Origin of the sequence: Azohydromonas sp. (assembly GCF_035325925.1) — a bacterium.
GTDB lineage: Bacteria > Pseudomonadota > Gammaproteobacteria > Burkholderiales > Burkholderiaceae_C > Calidifontimicrobium.
In genome coordinates this window covers 62,274-78,486 of the sequence record NZ_DAOKZA010000004.1, presented here as the reverse complement: position 1 = coordinate 78,486, position 16,213 = coordinate 62,274, and the positions used below count along the sequence as shown (strand labels likewise).

The following is a 16,213-nucleotide window of genomic DNA, read 5'->3' as shown; positions in this document are numbered from 1 at the left end:
TCAGACAGCCAGCTGCCGCATCAGCGCCTCGCGATCAGCGGTGTTGCCACCATCACCTTCGAGCACGATGGCGCCGCGCTCCAGCACGTAGAAGCGCTGTACCAGACCGATGGCGCGGTGCATGTTCTGCTCCACCAGCAGGATGGGGATGCCGTCTCGGCGCAGCCCTTCCATCAGCGCAAAGATCTCATCAACGATCTTCGGCGCCAGCCCCTCGGTCGGCTCGTCGATCAGCAGCAGACGCGGCGCCCCGACGAGCACACGCGCCATCGCCAGCATCTGCTGTTCGCCACCGGACAGCGTCGTGCCCATCTGACCGCGCCGCTCCCCCAGCCGCGGAAAGCGCGTGTAGATCGCTTCGAGTTGGCGTCGGTCTTGGGCCCGGCTGCGGCCGGGGCTCTGCATGAAGCCGAGCACCAGGTTCTCCTGCACGGTCAGGCCGGGAAAGATCCGCCGGTCTTCGGGGACGAAGCCGATGCCGCGCCGGCAGATCCGCTCCGGCGGCAGGCCGCCAATCGCTTGCCCTTCCAGTTGCACCGACCCGCGGCTCGGCGCCACCCAGCCGGCGATGGTCTTCATCACCGTGGTCTTCCCCACGCCATTGCGACCGAACAGGCCGACCACCTCGCCCGGCGCGACGTGCAGGCTGACGCCCTGCAGCACATGGCTGAGGCCGTAGTGGGTGTGAACGTCACTCAACTCAAGCATGGGCCGGCTCCTGCGCTTCGCCGAAATACGCCGCCTGCACCGCCGGGTCGGCGCGCACCGCCTGCGGCCGGCCTTCGGCCAGCTTCGCGCCCTGGTGCATAACGACCACGTGGTCCGACAGGTCCATCACCAGATCCACGTCGTGCTCCACCAGCAGGATCGACAGACCGTCGTCGACCAGGCCGCGAATCAACGCCGCGGTGTCCTGCGTGTCGGCGTGGCTCATGCCTTGCGTCGGCTCGTCGAGCAGCAGCACGCGCGGCCGCGCCGCCAGCGCCACGGCGATCTCCAGACGGCGCTGCTCACCATGCGAGAGAAAGCCTGCGAGTTCGTCGGCCCGTGATTGCAGCGAGAAGCGCTCGATCAGCTCGTCGACGCGGCACTGGGCGGCACGGCTGGCCGAGACATGCCGCAGCAGCCCGCGCCCGCATTCGACAAACTGCGCGGCCAGGCGCAGGTTCTCGCGCACCGGCAGCTCGAAGAACAGGTTGGTGATCTGGAACGATCGCGACAGCCCGGCGGCGAGCATGCGGTCAGGGCTCGAGCCCGTCACGTCGCGGCCCTCGAGCAGCACCTGGCCGGCGCTGGGCCGGATCGCGCCGCTGATCAGGTTGAACAGGCTGCTCTTGCCGGCACCGTTGGGCCCGATCACGGCCGTGATGTGACCTCGCTGCGCGTCGAAGCCGACGCCGTCCACGGCCACCAGTGCGCCGAAGCGCACGGAAAGGCCACGCACCTGAAGGATCGCGTCGTCGGTGATCGGCTTCATCGGCGGCTCCACAGGCGCTCCAGGGCCGGCGCGAGGTAGCCCACCAGACCCTTGGGAAAGAAGATCACCGAGACGACGAACAAGGCGCCGATCACGATGGCATGGTGGGCGGTGAAGGAGCCGACCACGGACTTGAGTACCGTGAGCAGCGCCGAGCCGTACAGCGCACCGACGAAGGTGCCCGTGCCGCCGACGATCACGTTGATCACCGCGTTGCCCGAGACCTGGAAGAACATCAGCTCCGGCGAGACGAAGCCGCGCAGCATCGGGTAGAGCGCGCCGCTGAGGGCAGCGATGTCGGCCGCGAGCACGAAGGCCGCGAGCTTGTAGCGCCACGGGTCGAAGCCCAGGAAGGCCAGGCGCTGCTCGTTGGTGCGAACGGCGTCGAGCTGGCGGCCGAAGGGCGTGTCCATCAGGCGCATCAGCAGGGCCAGCAGCACGGCCATGCCGGCCAGCACGAGCAGGAAGAAGCTCGGCGCGTGGGCGGTGTCCAGGCTGGCCACGCCGAGGCTGACGACCGGCGCCGGCACGCCGATCAACCCGTCCGATGCACCCAGTTCGCGCGTGTTGAACACGATCTTGCTCACCACCTGTGCAAGGCCGAAGCTGATCAGCGCGAAGTACACGCCCTTGGCGCGGATGGCGATCAACCCGCCGACCAGCCCGACCACCGTGCCACTTAGCAGCACCACCGCCAGCGCCAGCGGCAGCGAGGGCGCCAGGTGCTTGAGCGTCAGCGCCGAGACGTAGGCGCCGAAGCCGAAGAACAGCGCCTGCCCCAGCGGCAGCAAGCCGGTGCGCCCGAGCAGGAGGTCCACGCTGAGCGCGAGGCCGCCAAAGATCAGCGACTCGGTGGCCAGGCGGAAGAAGAAGACATCGCCGAGGGCCGCCGCCACCGCCGCGAACAGCAGCGCCATCGCGAAGAACGCGTAGCTCAGCCAACGAACGCCCGAGCGTCGCCTGGGAGCGGCCGGCGCCGCAGCGCTGCCGATCGTCAGAACCTCACCCATGACCGAGCCTCCCGAACAAGCCGTGCGGGCGCCACATCAGCACCAGCACCATGATTCCGAACAGCAGCGGATCGCTCCAAACCGGCGAGATGAGCAGGCTGGAGATCGACTGCACCTGGGTCAGCAGCAGGCCGGCGATGACGGCGCCCTTGACCGAGCCCATGCCGCCGATGATCACGACGCTGAACGCGATGAGCACGAAGTCGCGGCCCATGGTCGGGAACACCGAGTAGATCGGCGCCAGCAGCACACCCGACAGGCCGGCCAACGCCACGCCGAAGGCAAAGGTGCCCGCGTAGACCACGCTGACCGGCACGCCCAGCGAGGCCGCCATGTGGCGGTCGAAGGCGGCAGCGCGCACCATCGCGCCAAGCCGCGTCCGGAACACCACCAGCCACACCGCGGCGATCACCGCCGTGCCCACCGCCATCAGGAACAGGCGGTAGTTGGGAAAGAACAGCCCGAACATCTCGGTGGCCCCGGAGATAGGTTGCTCGATGCGCAGCGGGTTGGCGCCGAAGACGATCTTCAACGTGTCCTCCAGGATGACGGCAATGCCGAAGGTCAACAGCAGCGTCAGCGTGTGGCGGTCCTTGCTGTGGAACACGCGCTGTATCAGCGCGCGCTCCGTCGCGTAGCCCACCACCGCCATCAGCGGTGGCGTCAGCACGAGCGCCCACCAGAAAGGCAGGCCCACGCCGATGAGCGCCAGCGCCGCATAGGCGCCGATCGCATAGAACTCGCCGTGCGCCATGTTGATGACGTCGAGCAGGCCGAAGATGATCGTCAGCCCGAGCGCCATCAACACCACCGCCACGCCGATGGACAGGCCGTTGACGACCTGGGGCGCCAGCACGAACTGCATCCAGTCGACCATGTCAGCGCCCTCAGAAGCGGGCGCAGGCGTCGGGGCCGATCGCCGCCTCGGCCGCCACCTTGCCGACGATGCGGAACTGGCCGCCCTCCAACTTCACGGCGTACATGTCCTGCATCGCCTGGTGGTCGCCGGCGCGCAGGGTCTTCGTGCCCTGCGGCGTGGCCCACTGCAGGCCGCGCATCGCCTCGCGCACCTTGTCGGTGTCGGTGCTCCTGGCCTTCTCCACCGCCGCCTTGTAGAAGAACAGCACGCCGTAGGAGTCGGCGCCGTACAGGTCGGGCTTGGCCTTGTTCGCGGCCTCGAAGTCGGCGACGAACCTGCGGTTCTCCGCCGAATCGATGCTGGGCGAGTAGCCGACACCGGTGACGAAACCGTCAGCCGCCTTGCCAATGGCGGCGAGATTCTGGCCCGTCACCGTGCCCGAGGCGCCCACCACCTGCACGTTGCGGTTGACGCCGAACTCGGCCATCTGGGTGAACAGCCGCACCGTGTCGTTGCCGGCCACGGAGGTGTAGATCACCGTCGGGCGGGCGCCGCGGATCTGCCCGAAGTACGGCGAGTAGTCCTTGTTGTCCAGCGGCGCGAACACCTCGCCGACCGTCTTCGCGCCCTTGCCTTCGGCCGCCGCCTTGAACGCCGCCACGGTGCTGCGGCCCATCTCGTAGTCGGGCCCCAGGTAGAACACGTTGGCGTTCTTCTGCGTTGAGGCCATCCAGTCGGCCAGCGCGGCGCTCTGCATGCCCGCGCGCGCGTTCACGCGGAACACGTTGGGGCTGCACTTCTCGGCGGTGATCGAGTCGGCGAAGGACACCGTGGTGGCGATCAGCCGGTTGTTGCGCTCGGCCACCTGGCCCACGGCGAGGGTGGAGCCCGAATTCACCGTGCCGGTGAGGAAGTCGACCTTGCCGACCTGGAACAGCTTCTCGGCCTTCTGTGTCGCCACGGCCGGATTCGCCTCCTCGTCTTCATAGACCAGCTCGAGCTTGCGACCCATCACACCACCGGCCGCGTTGATCTGTGCGGCGGCCAGGTCCAGACCCCACTTCACCTGCTGGCCGATGCCCGCATAGGTGCCCGACAGCGGCGTGACGACGCCAACCCGGATCGGGCCGGACTGGGCGAAGGCGGGGCTGCTGCCAACGGTGGCCACGGCCAGTGCGCCGGCCGCGACGATGTACTTGTTCATGTCTTGTCTCCTGTGGGGGTTGGGGAACGGGATGGATCAGCGGCCGACGAAGCCGGGCCTGCGCTTGGCGTGGAAGGCCTCGACGCCCTCGCGGAAATCCTCCGAGCTGCGCAGGCGCGAATAGCAGTGCCCTTCCAGCTCGATGGCGATGGACAGCGGCGAGTCCTCGGTGTCGTTGAGCAGCTTCTTGGCGGTGCGCTGCGCGATCGGCGAGAAAGCGCGCAGTTCGTCGACCAGCGCGTCCGTCGTCCGCTCGAGCTCGGCATCGGGCACGCAGTCGGTGGCCACGCCCCAGTCGAAGGCCTGGCGGCCGCCGATGCGGCGCGAGCGCATCACGATGTCCTTCGTGCGGGTGATGCCGACCATCTTCTGCAGCCGCGCGCTGCCGCCCGAGCCGGGGATCTGGCCCAGCTTCTGCTCGGGCAGCGCGTACAGCGCGGTTTCGGAGGCGAGGCGGAAGTCGCAAGCCAGCGACAGCTCGAAGCCGACACCGAAGCAGTAGCCGCGCGCGGCCGCGATGACCGGCTTGCTGCATCGCGCCGGCGCCGCCACGTTCCAGGCCAGCTTGCTGACGTGTTCGGGCGTGGCCTCGAGGAAGCCCTTGATGTCGCCGCCGCTGGAGAAATGCTCGCCGGCGCCGCGCAGCACGATCACGCGGATGCGCTCGTCGGCATCCAGCGCCTCGAAGGCGATGCGCAACTGCTCGCGCGCCAGCATGCTGACCACGTTGAAGGGCGGGCGGTCGAGCACGATGTCGGCGCGCTCCTGCTCGGGCTTCAGCTCGAGGCGGAAGCCGTCGGTGGCGGCCGGCAGCGTAGCGGCGGGGTGATGGAGTTCTCGGAGGTTCATGGGGTCTCGCTTCAGGCGGGGGGAATGCAGGGAAGGACCGGCGGGGCAGGCTCGTACTCGCCCGACTGCAACTTGCGCCGCAGCACCTTGCCCACGGGGCTCTTGGGGATCTCGCGCACGAACACGTAGTCGCGAGGGCGCTTGAAGTTGACGAGGTCGCTGTCGCGGCAGTGCGCGTCGAGCGCCTGCGCGTCCACCGGCGCGCGCGTCTTCACGAAGGCAACCACCTTCTGGCCCCAGCGCGCGTCGTGCAGGCCGGCCACGGCGACTTCGTCGACGGCCGGATGCAGCGACAGCACCGACTCGATGTCGACCGGCGAGATGTTCTCGCCACCGCTGATGATCATGTCGTCGACGCGGCCGGTGACGAACAGGTCGCCTTCTTCGTCGACGTAGCCGGTGTCGCCAGTGAAGTACCAGCCCTGGTGCAGGCTCTTCGCATCGGCGTCCGGGCGCTTGTGGTAACCCTCGAAGGCCTCGTCGCTGCGCAGCTCAGCGATGATCTGGCCCTCTTCCATCGGCGCCGCTGCACACGCGGGATCGCGCTGGTCCAGCCTGACGACGCGCAGCCGCGTGTTGAGCCCGGCACGACCGGCCGAGCCGGGCTTCTCGGCGGCACGCTGGTTGATCGAGAAGGTGTAGATCTCCGAGCTGCCGTAGTGGTTGACGAACAGCTCGGGCACGAAGGCGGCCTGCAGGCGCTGCAGCAGCGCGTCGTGCATCGGCGCCCCGGCGAAGCCGAGCTTGCGCACGCTGCGCGTGTCGGTGCGCGCGAAGGACGGGTGCGACAGCAGGTCGTGGTAGAGCGTCGGCACGAGGTAGAGGTGCGTCACCCGCTCGTCGCGGATCGCCTCGAGCGCGCGGCGGGCGTCGAAGCGCGGCATGCAGACGAAGCGCCCGTCGATCAGCGCCAGCGCCAGCAGCGAGCGCACGCCCATCGTGTGGTACAGCGGCATCACGCCCAGCGTGCACTCGCCAACGCCATAGCGGTTCTGCGCCACGTGCGCCAGCGCGGCGATGCGTTCGGCGCGCTGGCGCCGCGGCACGCCCTTCGGTCTGCCGGTGGTGCCGCTGGTATAGAGCATCAGCGACCAGTCCGACGCCTCGGCCTGCGGCAACGGGTCGTCGGCGGCGGTCATCCAGTCCTCGAAATGCAGCGTCGCGGCGTGCACTTCGCCCACCCCGATGCGCAGCGCCCGGCTGGCCGCCGAAGAAGTGGCCACCGCGGCGTCGGCGACCGGCTCCCAGACGATCGCCTTCGCCTCAGCATCGGCCAGGCAGTAGTCGATCTCTTCCGGTTTGGCGCGCCAGTTGAGCGGCGTCATCACGATGCCGGCGAACTGGCAGGCCCAGTGCAGCGTGGCCATCTCCCAGCGGTTCTGCAGCACGACGAGCAGGTGGTCGCCGCGCGCGAGGCCGGCGTCGGCGAGCCCGCGCTGCACGGCGCCGATCCGGCCTGCCCACTCGAGGTAGCTCAGGCGCAGGCCGCCGTCGACGACCGCGACCTGCTTCGGGCTGCGCTCGACGCTCTGCAGAAAGGTGCGCCCGAGGTCAAGCATGCGACGCCTCCCAGCGTGCACGCGCCACGTCCATCACCGCGGCGACGATGGGCGTGTAGCCGGTGCAGCGGCACAGATGCCCGGACAGCATCTCGCGCACCTTTTCCTCCTCCGGCACGCCACGGCCGGCGATGCGCCCGAGCCAGTCCGCGCAGGACATCAGGATGCCCGGCGTGCAGAAGCCGCATTGCAGGGCATGGCGGCGCTTGAAGGCGGCCTGCAGGTCCTGCAGCACTGCATCGGGGCCGGCCAGGCCTTCGACAGTGCGAACCTCACGGCCGTCGACCTGCACCGCCAGCGTCAGGCAGGACCGCTGTGCGATGCCGTCGATCTGTACCGTGCAGGCGCCGCACACGCCGTGTTCGCAGCCGACGTGGGTGCCGGTGGCGCCGAGGTCATGGCGCAGGAAGTCCGACAGCAGGCGGCGCGGCGACGCACTGGCGCAGCGCTCGCGGCCGTTCAGCGTGAGGCGCACCGGATGTTCGGCGCGGGCGTCCAGCACGGTCATGCGGTTCTCCGGGTGGTGAGGGCCCGATCGGCAGCGCGGCGGCCGAGGCGGCGAACCAGCTGGCGCCGCAGCGCTGCGCTGGCCTGCGGCTCGTCGCGCACGTCGAGCGACCAGGCGAGTTCGTTGAGGGCGTCGTCGAGTGCCTCGCCGTCGAGCAGCGGCAGGTCGCGCGCCACCGGCCGGTCGGCGACGCCGCCGACGGCGATGCGCAGCCGGCGCGCATCGGCCACCGCCGCCACGGCGCAGATGGCGAAGTCGCCATGGCGCACCGCGAACTCCTCGAAACCGTGGCCCTGGCCGGCCGAGGCCAGCGGAAAGCGCACGGCCTCGACCAGTTCGTCGGCCCGGCGCGCGGTGAGCAGCATGCCGGTGAAGAAGTCCTGGGCGGCCAGGCGGCGTGCGCCGCGCGCGCTGCGCAGGCAGACCTCGCCGCCCAGCGCGAGCAGCGCCAGCGGCAGCTCGGCGGAAGGGTCGGCGTGTGCGATGCTGCCGGCCACCGTGCCACGGTTGCGGATCTGGAAGTGCGAGATGTGCGGGAAGGCCAGCGCCAGCAGCGGCAGTTCCTGCGCCAACCCCGGCCGCCACTCGAGCATGGCCTGGGTGACGGCCGCGCCGAGGTGCAGCATGGCGCCATCGACGCGCAGTTCGGCCAGCGCCGACGAGCGCGAGATGTCGACCAGGCGCTGCGGCCGGGCCAGGCGCATGTTGAGCACCGCCATCAGCGATTGCCCGCCGGCGAGGATGCGCGCCTCGTCGCCGAGCTGCGCGAGCACCGCCGCGGCTTCCGCGGCCGTCTCGGCGCGCTGGTACTCGAAGGCTGCCGGCTTCATCGCGCCACCCCCAGCCAGGCCAGCAGACGCTGCCACCATGGCGCCTTGCGCACCGCGGCGTCGCCGGCGGCTTGGCGGCCGAGCGACTCGAACAGCTGGGCCAGCACGATGCGCGCGGCCCCTTCGAGCATGCGGCTGCCCACGGCGGCCACCTTGCCACCCACCTGCGCCGCATAGTCGTAGTGAAGCCGGGTGCCGGAGGCCGTGGCCTCCAGGCGCACAGTGCCGCTGCCGGAACCCGTGCCCAGCGAAGACTGGCCCGAGCCGGCCAGCCGCAGGCTGCGCGGCGCGTCGATCTCCGACAGCTCGATGCGGGCCTCGTAGCGCGCCTTCACCAGCCCCACGCCGACGGTGACGTCGGCCCGGTAGCGATGCTCGCCGTCGCGCTGCAGCGCGTGGCATCCCGGGATGACGCGCGCCAGCGCCGCCGGATCGAGAAGCACGGCGAACACTTTCTCCGGTGGCGCGGCGATGTCCACGCTGCCCTGGGCCTGCAGCGCGAGGCCGCCGGCCACTCTGGCAGGTTCCGCCCTGCGGCCGAGCCCGGCGGGCGGCTCCGGCTCGGCCAGGCCACCCGCTTCGCCGATCAGCGCGAGCACGCGCGACGGCATCAGCGGCAGGCGCACGTCGGCGAGATCGCGCAGCGGCCGCAGCGCATCGGCAAAAGCATTGGCGATTACCACGGGTGTGCTCATGTTGTTGCCTTCGCCGAGGCCCTTGGCGCCCAGCGGCGTGAACGGGCTCGGCGTCTCCAGGTGCACGATCACCGGGTCGGGCACCTCGCAGGCGGTGGGTACCAGGTAGTCGGCGAAGGTGCCGCTCTGGAAGCTGCCGTCGGCGCCGTAGCGGAACTCCTCCATCAGTGCCGCACCCAGCCCCTGGGCGAAGGCGCCGCGGATCTGGCCGTCGGCGAGCGCCGGATTGAGCAGCCGCCCGGCATCGTGGCCGGTGATGTAGCGATCGACGCGTACGCGGCCGGTGGCCGGATCGACCTCGAGGCCGCAGACGTCGAACACGAAGCCGTAGGCGGCCGAGGTGTTGACGCGGTCCTGCGCGTCGGGCGCGGCCAGGGTCGGCGCGGTCCAGAACGCGGTCTCGCGCAGCCCGGGCGCTTCGCCCTCGGGCAGCAAGGCCGGCGCCCAGTGCGGATTGGCGGCCAGGCGCGTGAAGGGCTGGCGACGCTCGGGCATCTGTTCATCGAAGACCGCGCCGCCCTCGAAGCGCACCCGCTGCGGTGGGCAGCCGAGTTGCGGCGCGGCGATGCGTGCCAGCTTGTCGCGCAGCCGCGAGGCCGCGAGATGCACCGTGCCGGCCACCGCGCCCGCGAAGCGGCTGCTGTAGTTGCCGGCCGCCACGCTCCAGGCGTCCTTGGCGGTGTCGAACTCGACGTTCACCACCACCTGCCCAGGCTGCAGGCCGAACACGTCGGCCACCACCTGGGCGCACACCGTCATGTGGCCCTGCCCCGCAGGCGCCGACGCGACCACCACGTTGACGCCGCCGAGCAGGTCGATGGCCACTGTCGCGCTGGCGATCGCGCCGTTCTTCGGCCCGGCCTTGGCCCGCTGCTCGGGCGTCAGCACGGTGCTGATGTAGCCCATGTTCGACACCGAGGGCTCGACGATCGCCGCCACGCCGATGCCGTAGAGCCGGCCGGCGGCACGCGCCGCGGCCTGGCGCTGCCACAAGCCCTGCTCACGCGCAGCGGCCATCGCCATCGCGGTGAGGCGGTGGTAGTCGCCCGAATCGAGCACGGCGCCAGCCGCCGCGGTATAGGGGAACTGCTGCGGCTGCACGTAGTGACGCAGGCGCAGCGCGACCGGGTCTTCGCCCAGCTCGACGGCGATGCGGTCCATCAGCCGTTCGAGCGCGTAGTAGACCTGCGGCCCGCCGAAACCGCGCACCAGCCCGGTGGGCGTCTTGTTGGTGACGACCACGCGGTTGCGCACGGCAAGGTTCGGGATGTCGTAGGCGCCGCTGAGCGCGCCGTGCATGCGGTAGAAGGTGGCCGGCTCCGGCGCACGCAGGTAGGCGCCGACGTCGTCGCGCTGGTCCCAGTCGAGCGCGGTGATGCGACCCTCGCCGTCGAGCGCGGCGGTGATGTGGGTCAGCCGCGCCGTGGCCGAGGTGGCGGCGCCGAGGTGCTCGAGCCGGTCTTCCACCCACTTCACCGGCGCGCCGGCCTTGCGCGAGGCGAGGCACATCAGCACCACATAAGGCAGCACCGCCTGCTTGACGCCGAAGCTGCCGCCGCTGTCGCGCGGCACCCGGTGACGCAGCTTGTTGGCCGGCACGCCGAGGGCCAGCGACATCACCGAATGCAGCGAAAACGGGCCCATGAAGTTCGACAGCACCTCGTAGGCGTGGCCGCCGTCGGCTTCGGGCTGGTGCTCGGCCACCACGATGCCGCACTCGATCGGCGTGCAGCTGTTGCGCGGGTAGTGCACGGTGATGGCAACTTGGCGCGCGGCGCCCGCGAAGGCTTGATCCGGATCGCCGTAGCGGAAGAAGCGCTCGTTGACCACATTGCTGCCCACCGCCTCGTGCAGCACCGGTGCACCGGCCTCGCTGGCCTCGGCGATGTCCACCGTCGCGGGCAGCGCCCGGTACTCGACGCGGATGGCATCGAGTGCGTCCTCCGCCAGATAGCGGTCTTCGGCGATCACCACCGCGACCGGCTCGCCGCTGTAGCGCACGCGGTCCACCGCGAGCGCCCAGTGCTGCATCGGCGCCTTCACGCCCACGACGAAGGGCTGCGACCAGCGCTGCACGTCCTCGCCAGTCAGCACGGCGCGCACGCCCGGCATCGCCAGGGCCGCCGAGGCGTCGACCGCCAGCAGCTCGGCATGCGCATGCGGGCTGCGCAGCACGGCCGCCTGCAGCGTGCCGGGGGGCTCGCCCAGGTCGTCCGCGAAGCGGCCGCGGCCGGTCAGCAGCGCGGCGTCTTCGTGGCGCTCGATCGGTCGCCCGATGTGGCGTGGGGTAAGGGCCTCGGCGAGGCCCGGATCGCTGTGCAAGCCTGTCTCCTGCTTGTCGGTCTGCGGTGTGACGCAGTGTCGACAGGCTCGGCATGCAGGCGTGAACGCAGGCGTCCGGCAAAGATCCGGATCGTCCGATCGCTGACCGAAAAGTCTGGCCAGTTCCATGCTGCTCTGCAGCAACGCCCTGGCCGGGCAGGAAAGACAACGGGCCCTACAGGGCCCGTCGCGACGTCAGATCACCGGCGGCTGGCCGGGGGCGGCATCGTCCGGCGGCTCGAAGAGATTGACCGCGCGGCGATAGTCCGTCGGGGTGATGCCCAGGTGCTGCCGAAAGAAGCGCGCAAAGTGGCCGGGCGCCGAGAAGCCCAGCTCGTGCGCCACCGCGCTGACCGGCTCCTGCCCCCGCGACAGGCGCTGCACAGCCGCCTCGAACCTCAGCACGTTGGCGTAGACCAGCGGCGTGACCTGCGTGTCGCGCTGGAACAGCGTGAAGAAGTGGGCCCGCGACAGCCCGCTGCGCGCGGCCAAGGCATCGACGTCGAGCTCGTGCGCGATGTCTTCCCGCATCAGCGCAATGGCACGGCGCACGCGCGGGTCCATCGCCACCGGCGGTTTGGCGCGCAGCAGCGCGACCAGATCGCGCCAGCCGGAGTAGCTGTCGATCACTGCGATGATGAGGTTGAAGAGCAGTTCCTCCATGCGAGCGGGCGACACCTCGTCGGCCCACCACATCTCGAGCACGAATTCCTCGGCGATGCGCTTGGTCTGCGGCGTGATCGCCACGCACTTCTGCGGGAAGAAGCGCGGATGGGCCGACAGCGCGAGCGAGCGCTGCAGCTCCGCCAGCCAGTTCGGCTCGATGTAAAGCGCCAGGATCAGCGTGCGCTGCCCCGGGGGCGCATCGTGCTCGTAGGCGTGATGCTCCCATGCGTTGACCAGCACCGCCGACTCGTCGGTGAGCGGCGCGCGCTCGCCGCGAACGCTGAACGCGCTGTCCGCACCGCCAGCCTTGATCAGGATGTGGCAGTGATGGTGCGCATGACCGACCAGGGGCGCATCCATCTCGAGCAGGGCGACGCGGCCGAAGCGGCCCTGGAAGATCTTGACGGCGGAGGACACGTTGGGTGCTGGCTGGCGTAGGGCCGGTAGAAGTACAAGAGTGTGAGCGTTGGGGCAGTTGGCCGCAATCGAGAATCTTGCCAGTTGAGCGCGGCAAAGGGCCGCGTGGGCGGCCGGGTGAAGACAGGGCGCAAACCGGCGCGCGCGTTGATCCCGGACCGCGAACGGACACTTCTTGCGGCGAACGAGAACATCCGCGAGCGCGAATCTCTCTGTCCGGTCTGGAGCGGGTACAGGCCCGTGGCTCGCGCTACGTGTTTCGCGATTCGGATGATGACGGCCGCTGCGCCGCCAAAGCCAGCCACTTCGTCGTCCTGACCTACCATCTCGGCCGACATGACCACCCCGATCACAACGGCCGACCTCTTGAAGGGCGACCTCTCGCGCCATTCTCCGTCCATGGCGCAGTACCTGCGCATCAAGGCGGCGCACCCCGACGCGCTCGTGCTGTACCGCATGGGCGACTTCTACGAGCTGTTCTACGACGATGCGCGGCGCGCGCACCGGCTGCTCGACATCACGCTGACCTCGCGCGGGCAGTCCGCCGGCGAGCCGGTGGTGATGGCCGGCGTGCCGGTGCACGCGCTCGAGAGCTACCTGGCCAAGCTGGTGCGGCTGGGCGAGTCGGTGGCGATCGCCGAGCAGGTCGGCGAGGTCGGCGCGGCCAAGGGCCCGGTCGAGCGCAAGGTGGTGCGCGTCGTCACCCCCGGCACGGTGACCGACAGCGAGCTGATGGACGAACGCGCCGACACGCTGCTGCTGGCGCTGGCGCGCCAGCGCGCGACCTTCGGGCTGGCCTGGCTGGGGCTGGCCAGCGGCCGGCTCGGCGTGACCGAGTGCGGCGAGGCCGAACTGGGCAGCTGGCTGGCGCGGCTGGCGCCGGCCGAAGTGCTGGTCGACCGCGACGAGCTGCCCGCCGCCGTGCTGCAGCAGCGTGCCGCGCGCACCAAGCGCCCGGCCTGGCAGTTCGACGCCGCGCTGGGCCAGCGCAAGCTGCTCGACCTGCTGAAGGTCGCCACGCTGGCCGGCTTCAATGCCGCCGACCTGCCGGTCGCGCACGCCGCGGCCGCGGCGCTGCTCGCGTACGCCGAACACACGCAGGGGCAGGCGCTGGCGCACGTGACCGCGCTGGCGGTCGAACGCGCCAACGAACTGCTCGACCTGCCGCCGGCCACCGTGCGCAACCTCGAGCTGGTGGCCACGCTGCGCGGCGAGCCGGCGCCCACGCTGCTGTCGCTGCTCGACACCTGCCGCACCGGCATGGGCAGCCGCACGCTGCGCCACTGGCTGACCCACCCGCAGCGCGAGCGCGCCGCGGCGCTGCAGCGCCTGGACGCCGTCGAGCGCCTCGTCGCCGACGGCTTCGACGCGCTGCGCGAGCGGCTGCGCCACGTCAGCGACGTCGAGCGCATCACCGCGCGGCTGGCGCTGCGCCAGGTGCGCCCGCGCGAGCTCGTCGGGCTGCGCGCCACGCTGGCCGCGCTGCCGTCGCTGCGCGACGCGATGCCCACCGGCGGCGAGCGGCTGGACGCGCTGCACGCCGCGCTGCAGCCGCCGCCGCAGGTGCACGAGCTGCTGCAGCGCGCGCTGGCCGACGAGCCCGCGGCGCTGCTGCGCGACGGCGGCGTGATCGCCGCGGGCTTCGACGCCGAGCTCGACGAGCTGCGCGCGATTGCGACCCACTGCGACACCTTCCTGCTCGACCTCGAGGCGCGCGAGCGCACGCGCACCGGCATCGCCAACCTGCGCGTGCAGTACAACAAGGTGCACGGCTTCTACATCGAGGTCACCGCCGGCCAGAAGGACAAGGTGCCCGCCGATTTCCAGCGCCGGCAGACGCTGAAGAACGCCGAGCGTTTCGTCACGCCCGAGCTCGAGGCCTTCGAAGACAAGGCGCTCGCCGCCTCGGAGCGCGCGCTGGCTCGCGAGAAGTGGCTGTACGAGCAGCTGCTCGACGCGCTGCAGCCCTTCGTGCCCGCGCTCGGTGCGGCGGCGCGCGCGCTGGCCGCGATCGACGCGCTGGCGGCGCTGGCCGAGCGCGCGGCCACGCTGGGCTGGTGCCGGCCGCAGTTCGTCGCGCACCCCTGCATCGACATCGAGGCCGGCCGCCACCCGGTGGTCGAGGCGCGCCTGCAGGCCACCGGCGGCGGCCCGTTCATCGCCAACCACTGCCGGCTAGACGCGAAGACGCGCCTGCTCGTGATCACCGGCCCGAACATGGGCGGCAAGAGCACCTACATGCGCCAGGTCGCGCTGATCGTGCTGCTGGCCGCGATGGGCTCGTACGTGCCGGCGTCGTCGTGCCGGCTCGGGCCGATCGACGCGATCCACACGCGCGTCGGCGCCGCCGACGACCTGGCCAACGCGCAGTCGACCTTCATGCTCGAGATGACCGAGGCCAGCGCGATCCTGCACGCCGCCACCGAGCAGTCGCTGGTGCTGATGGACGAGATCGGCCGCGGCACCAGCACCTTCGACGGGCTGGCGCTGGCCGGCGCGATCGCCAGCCACCTGCACGACCGCAGCCGCGCCTTCACGCTGTTCGCGACGCACTACTTCGAGCTCACCGCGTTCCCCGAGAAGCACGCGCGCGCGATCAACGTGCACGTCAGCGCCGTCGAGGGCGCGGGGCGCGACATCGTGTTCCTGCACGAGATCGAGGCCGGCCCGGCGAGCCGCAGCTACGGCGTGCAGGTGGCGCAGCTCGCCGGCATGCCGGCCGCGGTGATCCGTCAGGCGCGCGCCGCGCTCGAGGCGCTCGAGGCGCAGCAGCGCGGCGGCAGCGCGCAGGTCGACCTGTTCGCCCCGCCGCCGGCGGCGCCGCCGCCCGCGGCGTCGCCGGTGGACGACGCGCTGGCCGACCTCGACCCTGATACGCTCACGCCCCGCCAGGCGCTCGACGCGCTGTACCGGCTCAAGGCCCTCGCCAAGTCCACGCCATGACCTACTGTGTCGGCATCCGGCTCGACGCCGGACTCGTGTTCCTGTCCGACTCGCGCACCAACGCCGGGCTCGACCAGATCAGCACCTTCCGCAAGATGATGATCTACGAGCAGCCCGGCGAGCGCTTCATGGTCATGCTGTCGGCGGGCAACCTGAGCATCAGCCAGAGCGTGCGCGAGATCCTGCAGGTCGAGAAGCTCGACCGCGGGCCGCACGAGCCGCCGCTGACGATCTGGAACGCCACCAGCATGTTCGACGCGACGCGCGTGCTCGGCAGCGCGGTGCGCCGCGTGTACGAGCAGGACGGCCCGTCGCTGCGCAGCGCCGGCATCGACTTCAACGCCAGCATGATCTTCGGCGGGCAGATCAACGGCGAGGCGATGCGCCTGTTCCTCGTCTACTCGGCGGGCAACTTCATCGAGGCCACACGCGAGACGACCTACTTCCAGATCGGCGAGAGCAAGTACGGCAAGCCGGTGCTCGACCGCATGATCACGCCCAGGACCTCGCTCGACCAGGCGGCCAAGTGCGCGCTGGTGTCGATGGACTCGACGCTGAAGTCCAACCTCACGGTCGGGCTGCCGCTGGACCTGCTGGTGTACGAGGAGGGCACGTTGCGCACCGACCGCATCGTGTGCATCGACGAGCACAACCCGTACTTCCACATGGTGCGCAGCACCTGGGGCCAGCGCCTGCGCGAGGTGTTCGACGCGATGGACGACCCGCGCTGGGACCGCGGCGACACGACGCACCCGCTGATCGCCGACTCGAAGCGCTACGAGCCGATGCGCAAGATCACGCACCCGGGCGAGAAGATCGTATGACGGGGCCCGCCGCCGTCGCACCTTCGGCGCTCGCCCTCGACGCGGCGCCG

Annotated in this window: 13 protein-coding genes; 2 read left to right on the top strand and 11 right to left on the bottom strand. The window is 70.7% G+C overall.

The window, feature by feature from the left end; genetic code table 11:
* The 11 genes from PKC53_RS02650 to PKC53_RS02600 all read right to left on the bottom strand — a co-directional run bounded on the left by PKC53_RS02650 (position 1) and on the right by PKC53_RS02600 (position 12,396).
* Positions 1 to 708, bottom strand: coding sequence for an ABC transporter ATP-binding protein (locus tag PKC53_RS02650; protein ID WP_324426019.1), 708 nt, complete (start codon positions 706 to 708; stop codon positions 1 to 3).
* Positions 701 to 1,477, bottom strand: coding sequence for an ABC transporter ATP-binding protein (locus PKC53_RS02645; RefSeq protein WP_324426017.1), 777 nt, complete (start codon positions 1,475 to 1,477; stop codon positions 701 to 703). Before PKC53_RS02645 ends, PKC53_RS02650 begins: the two co-directional genes overlap by 8 nt.
* Positions 1,474 to 2,487 carry a branched-chain amino acid ABC transporter permease gene (locus PKC53_RS02640; RefSeq protein WP_324426015.1) on the bottom strand — a complete coding sequence of 338 codons (1,014 nt, stop codon included), beginning with the start codon at positions 2,485 to 2,487 and terminating at the stop codon, positions 1,474 to 1,476. The genes PKC53_RS02645 and PKC53_RS02640 overlap by 4 nt, the downstream gene beginning before the upstream one ends.
* On the bottom strand, positions 2,480 to 3,364 hold the full coding sequence (locus tag PKC53_RS02635; protein ID WP_324426013.1) for a branched-chain amino acid ABC transporter permease: 885 nt from the start codon (positions 3,362 to 3,364) through the stop codon (positions 2,480 to 2,482). Before PKC53_RS02635 ends, PKC53_RS02640 begins: the two co-directional genes overlap by 8 nt.
* A gap of 10 nt (positions 3,365 to 3,374) precedes the next feature.
* The gene (locus PKC53_RS02630; protein ID WP_324426011.1) at positions 3,375 to 4,550 is read right to left on the bottom strand and encodes an ABC transporter substrate-binding protein; all 1,176 of its coding nucleotides are present in this window, start codon (positions 4,548 to 4,550) and stop codon (positions 3,375 to 3,377) included.
* A gap of 36 nt (positions 4,551 to 4,586) precedes the next feature.
* The gene (locus PKC53_RS02625; RefSeq protein WP_324426009.1) at positions 4,587 to 5,399 is read right to left on the bottom strand and encodes an enoyl-CoA hydratase/isomerase family protein; all 813 of its coding nucleotides are present in this window, start codon (positions 5,397 to 5,399) and stop codon (positions 4,587 to 4,589) included.
* An 11-nt stretch (positions 5,400 to 5,410) separates the two neighbouring features.
* A complete protein-coding gene (locus tag PKC53_RS02620; RefSeq protein ID WP_324426007.1) occupies positions 5,411 to 6,958 on the bottom strand; it encodes an AMP-binding protein in 1,548 nt (515 codons plus the stop codon).
* Complete coding sequence (locus tag PKC53_RS02615) at positions 6,951 to 7,466, bottom strand: (2Fe-2S)-binding protein (protein WP_324426006.1); 516 nt, start codon at positions 7,464 to 7,466, stop codon at positions 6,951 to 6,953. The genes PKC53_RS02620 and PKC53_RS02615 overlap by 8 nt, the downstream gene beginning before the upstream one ends.
* Entirely contained in the window at positions 7,463 to 8,296 is an 834-nt protein-coding gene (locus PKC53_RS02610) for an FAD binding domain-containing protein (protein WP_324426004.1), read from the bottom strand. The genes PKC53_RS02615 and PKC53_RS02610 overlap by 4 nt, the downstream gene beginning before the upstream one ends.
* Positions 8,293 to 11,313: a molybdopterin cofactor-binding domain-containing protein gene (locus tag PKC53_RS02605; RefSeq protein ID WP_324426002.1), complete on the bottom strand. Its 3,021-nt coding sequence runs from the start codon at positions 11,311 to 11,313 to the stop codon at positions 8,293 to 8,295. Before PKC53_RS02605 ends, PKC53_RS02610 begins: the two co-directional genes overlap by 4 nt.
* Positions 11,314 to 11,508: 195 nt before the next feature.
* Complete coding sequence (locus tag PKC53_RS02600) at positions 11,509 to 12,396, bottom strand: AraC family transcriptional regulator (RefSeq protein WP_324426000.1); 888 nt, start codon at positions 12,394 to 12,396, stop codon at positions 11,509 to 11,511.
* 336 nt (positions 12,397 to 12,732) lie between these two features.
* On the opposite strand from PKC53_RS02600, the gene mutS reads away from it, so the two are divergent.
* Entirely contained in the window at positions 12,733 to 15,339 is a 2,607-nt protein-coding gene (gene mutS, locus PKC53_RS02595) for a DNA mismatch repair protein MutS (protein WP_324425998.1), read from the top strand.
* On the top strand, positions 15,336 to 16,163 hold the full coding sequence (locus tag PKC53_RS02590) for a proteasome-type protease (RefSeq protein ID WP_324425996.1): 828 nt from the start codon (positions 15,336 to 15,338) through the stop codon (positions 16,161 to 16,163). The genes mutS and PKC53_RS02590 overlap by 4 nt, the downstream gene beginning before the upstream one ends.
* The last annotated feature ends 50 nt before the right edge of the window (positions 16,164 to 16,213 follow it).

What these genes read in the sequence shown, in the direction of transcription:
- PKC53_RS02635 (WP_324426013.1), bottom strand. Translation starts at nt 3,364, where the DNA reads ATGGTCGACTGGATGCAGTTCGTGCTGGCGCCCCAGGTCGTCAACGGC.
- PKC53_RS02650 (WP_324426019.1), bottom strand. Translation starts at nt 708, where the DNA reads ATGCTTGAGTTGAGTGACGTTCACACCCACTACGGCCTCAGCCATGTG.
- PKC53_RS02590 (WP_324425996.1), top strand. Translation starts at nt 15,336, where the DNA reads ATGACCTACTGTGTCGGCATCCGGCTCGACGCCGGACTCGTGTTCCTG.
- PKC53_RS02610 (WP_324426004.1), bottom strand. Translation starts at nt 8,296, where the DNA reads ATGAAGCCGGCAGCCTTCGAGTACCAGCGCGCCGAGACGGCCGCGGAA.
- PKC53_RS02620 (WP_324426007.1), bottom strand. Translation starts at nt 6,958, where the DNA reads ATGCTTGACCTCGGGCGCACCTTTCTGCAGAGCGTCGAGCGCAGCCCG.
- PKC53_RS02640 (WP_324426015.1), bottom strand. Translation starts at nt 2,487, where the DNA reads ATGGGTGAGGTTCTGACGATCGGCAGCGCTGCGGCGCCGGCCGCTCCC.
- PKC53_RS02615 (WP_324426006.1), bottom strand. Translation starts at nt 7,466, where the DNA reads ATGACCGTGCTGGACGCCCGCGCCGAACATCCGGTGCGCCTCACGCTG.
- PKC53_RS02630 (WP_324426011.1), bottom strand. Translation starts at nt 4,550, where the DNA reads ATGAACAAGTACATCGTCGCGGCCGGCGCACTGGCCGTGGCCACCGTT.
- mutS (WP_324425998.1), top strand. Translation starts at nt 12,733, where the DNA reads ATGACCACCCCGATCACAACGGCCGACCTCTTGAAGGGCGACCTCTCG.
- PKC53_RS02625 (WP_324426009.1), bottom strand. Translation starts at nt 5,399, where the DNA reads ATGAACCTCCGAGAACTCCATCACCCCGCCGCTACGCTGCCGGCCGCC.
- PKC53_RS02645 (WP_324426017.1), bottom strand. Translation starts at nt 1,477, where the DNA reads ATGAAGCCGATCACCGACGACGCGATCCTTCAGGTGCGTGGCCTTTCC.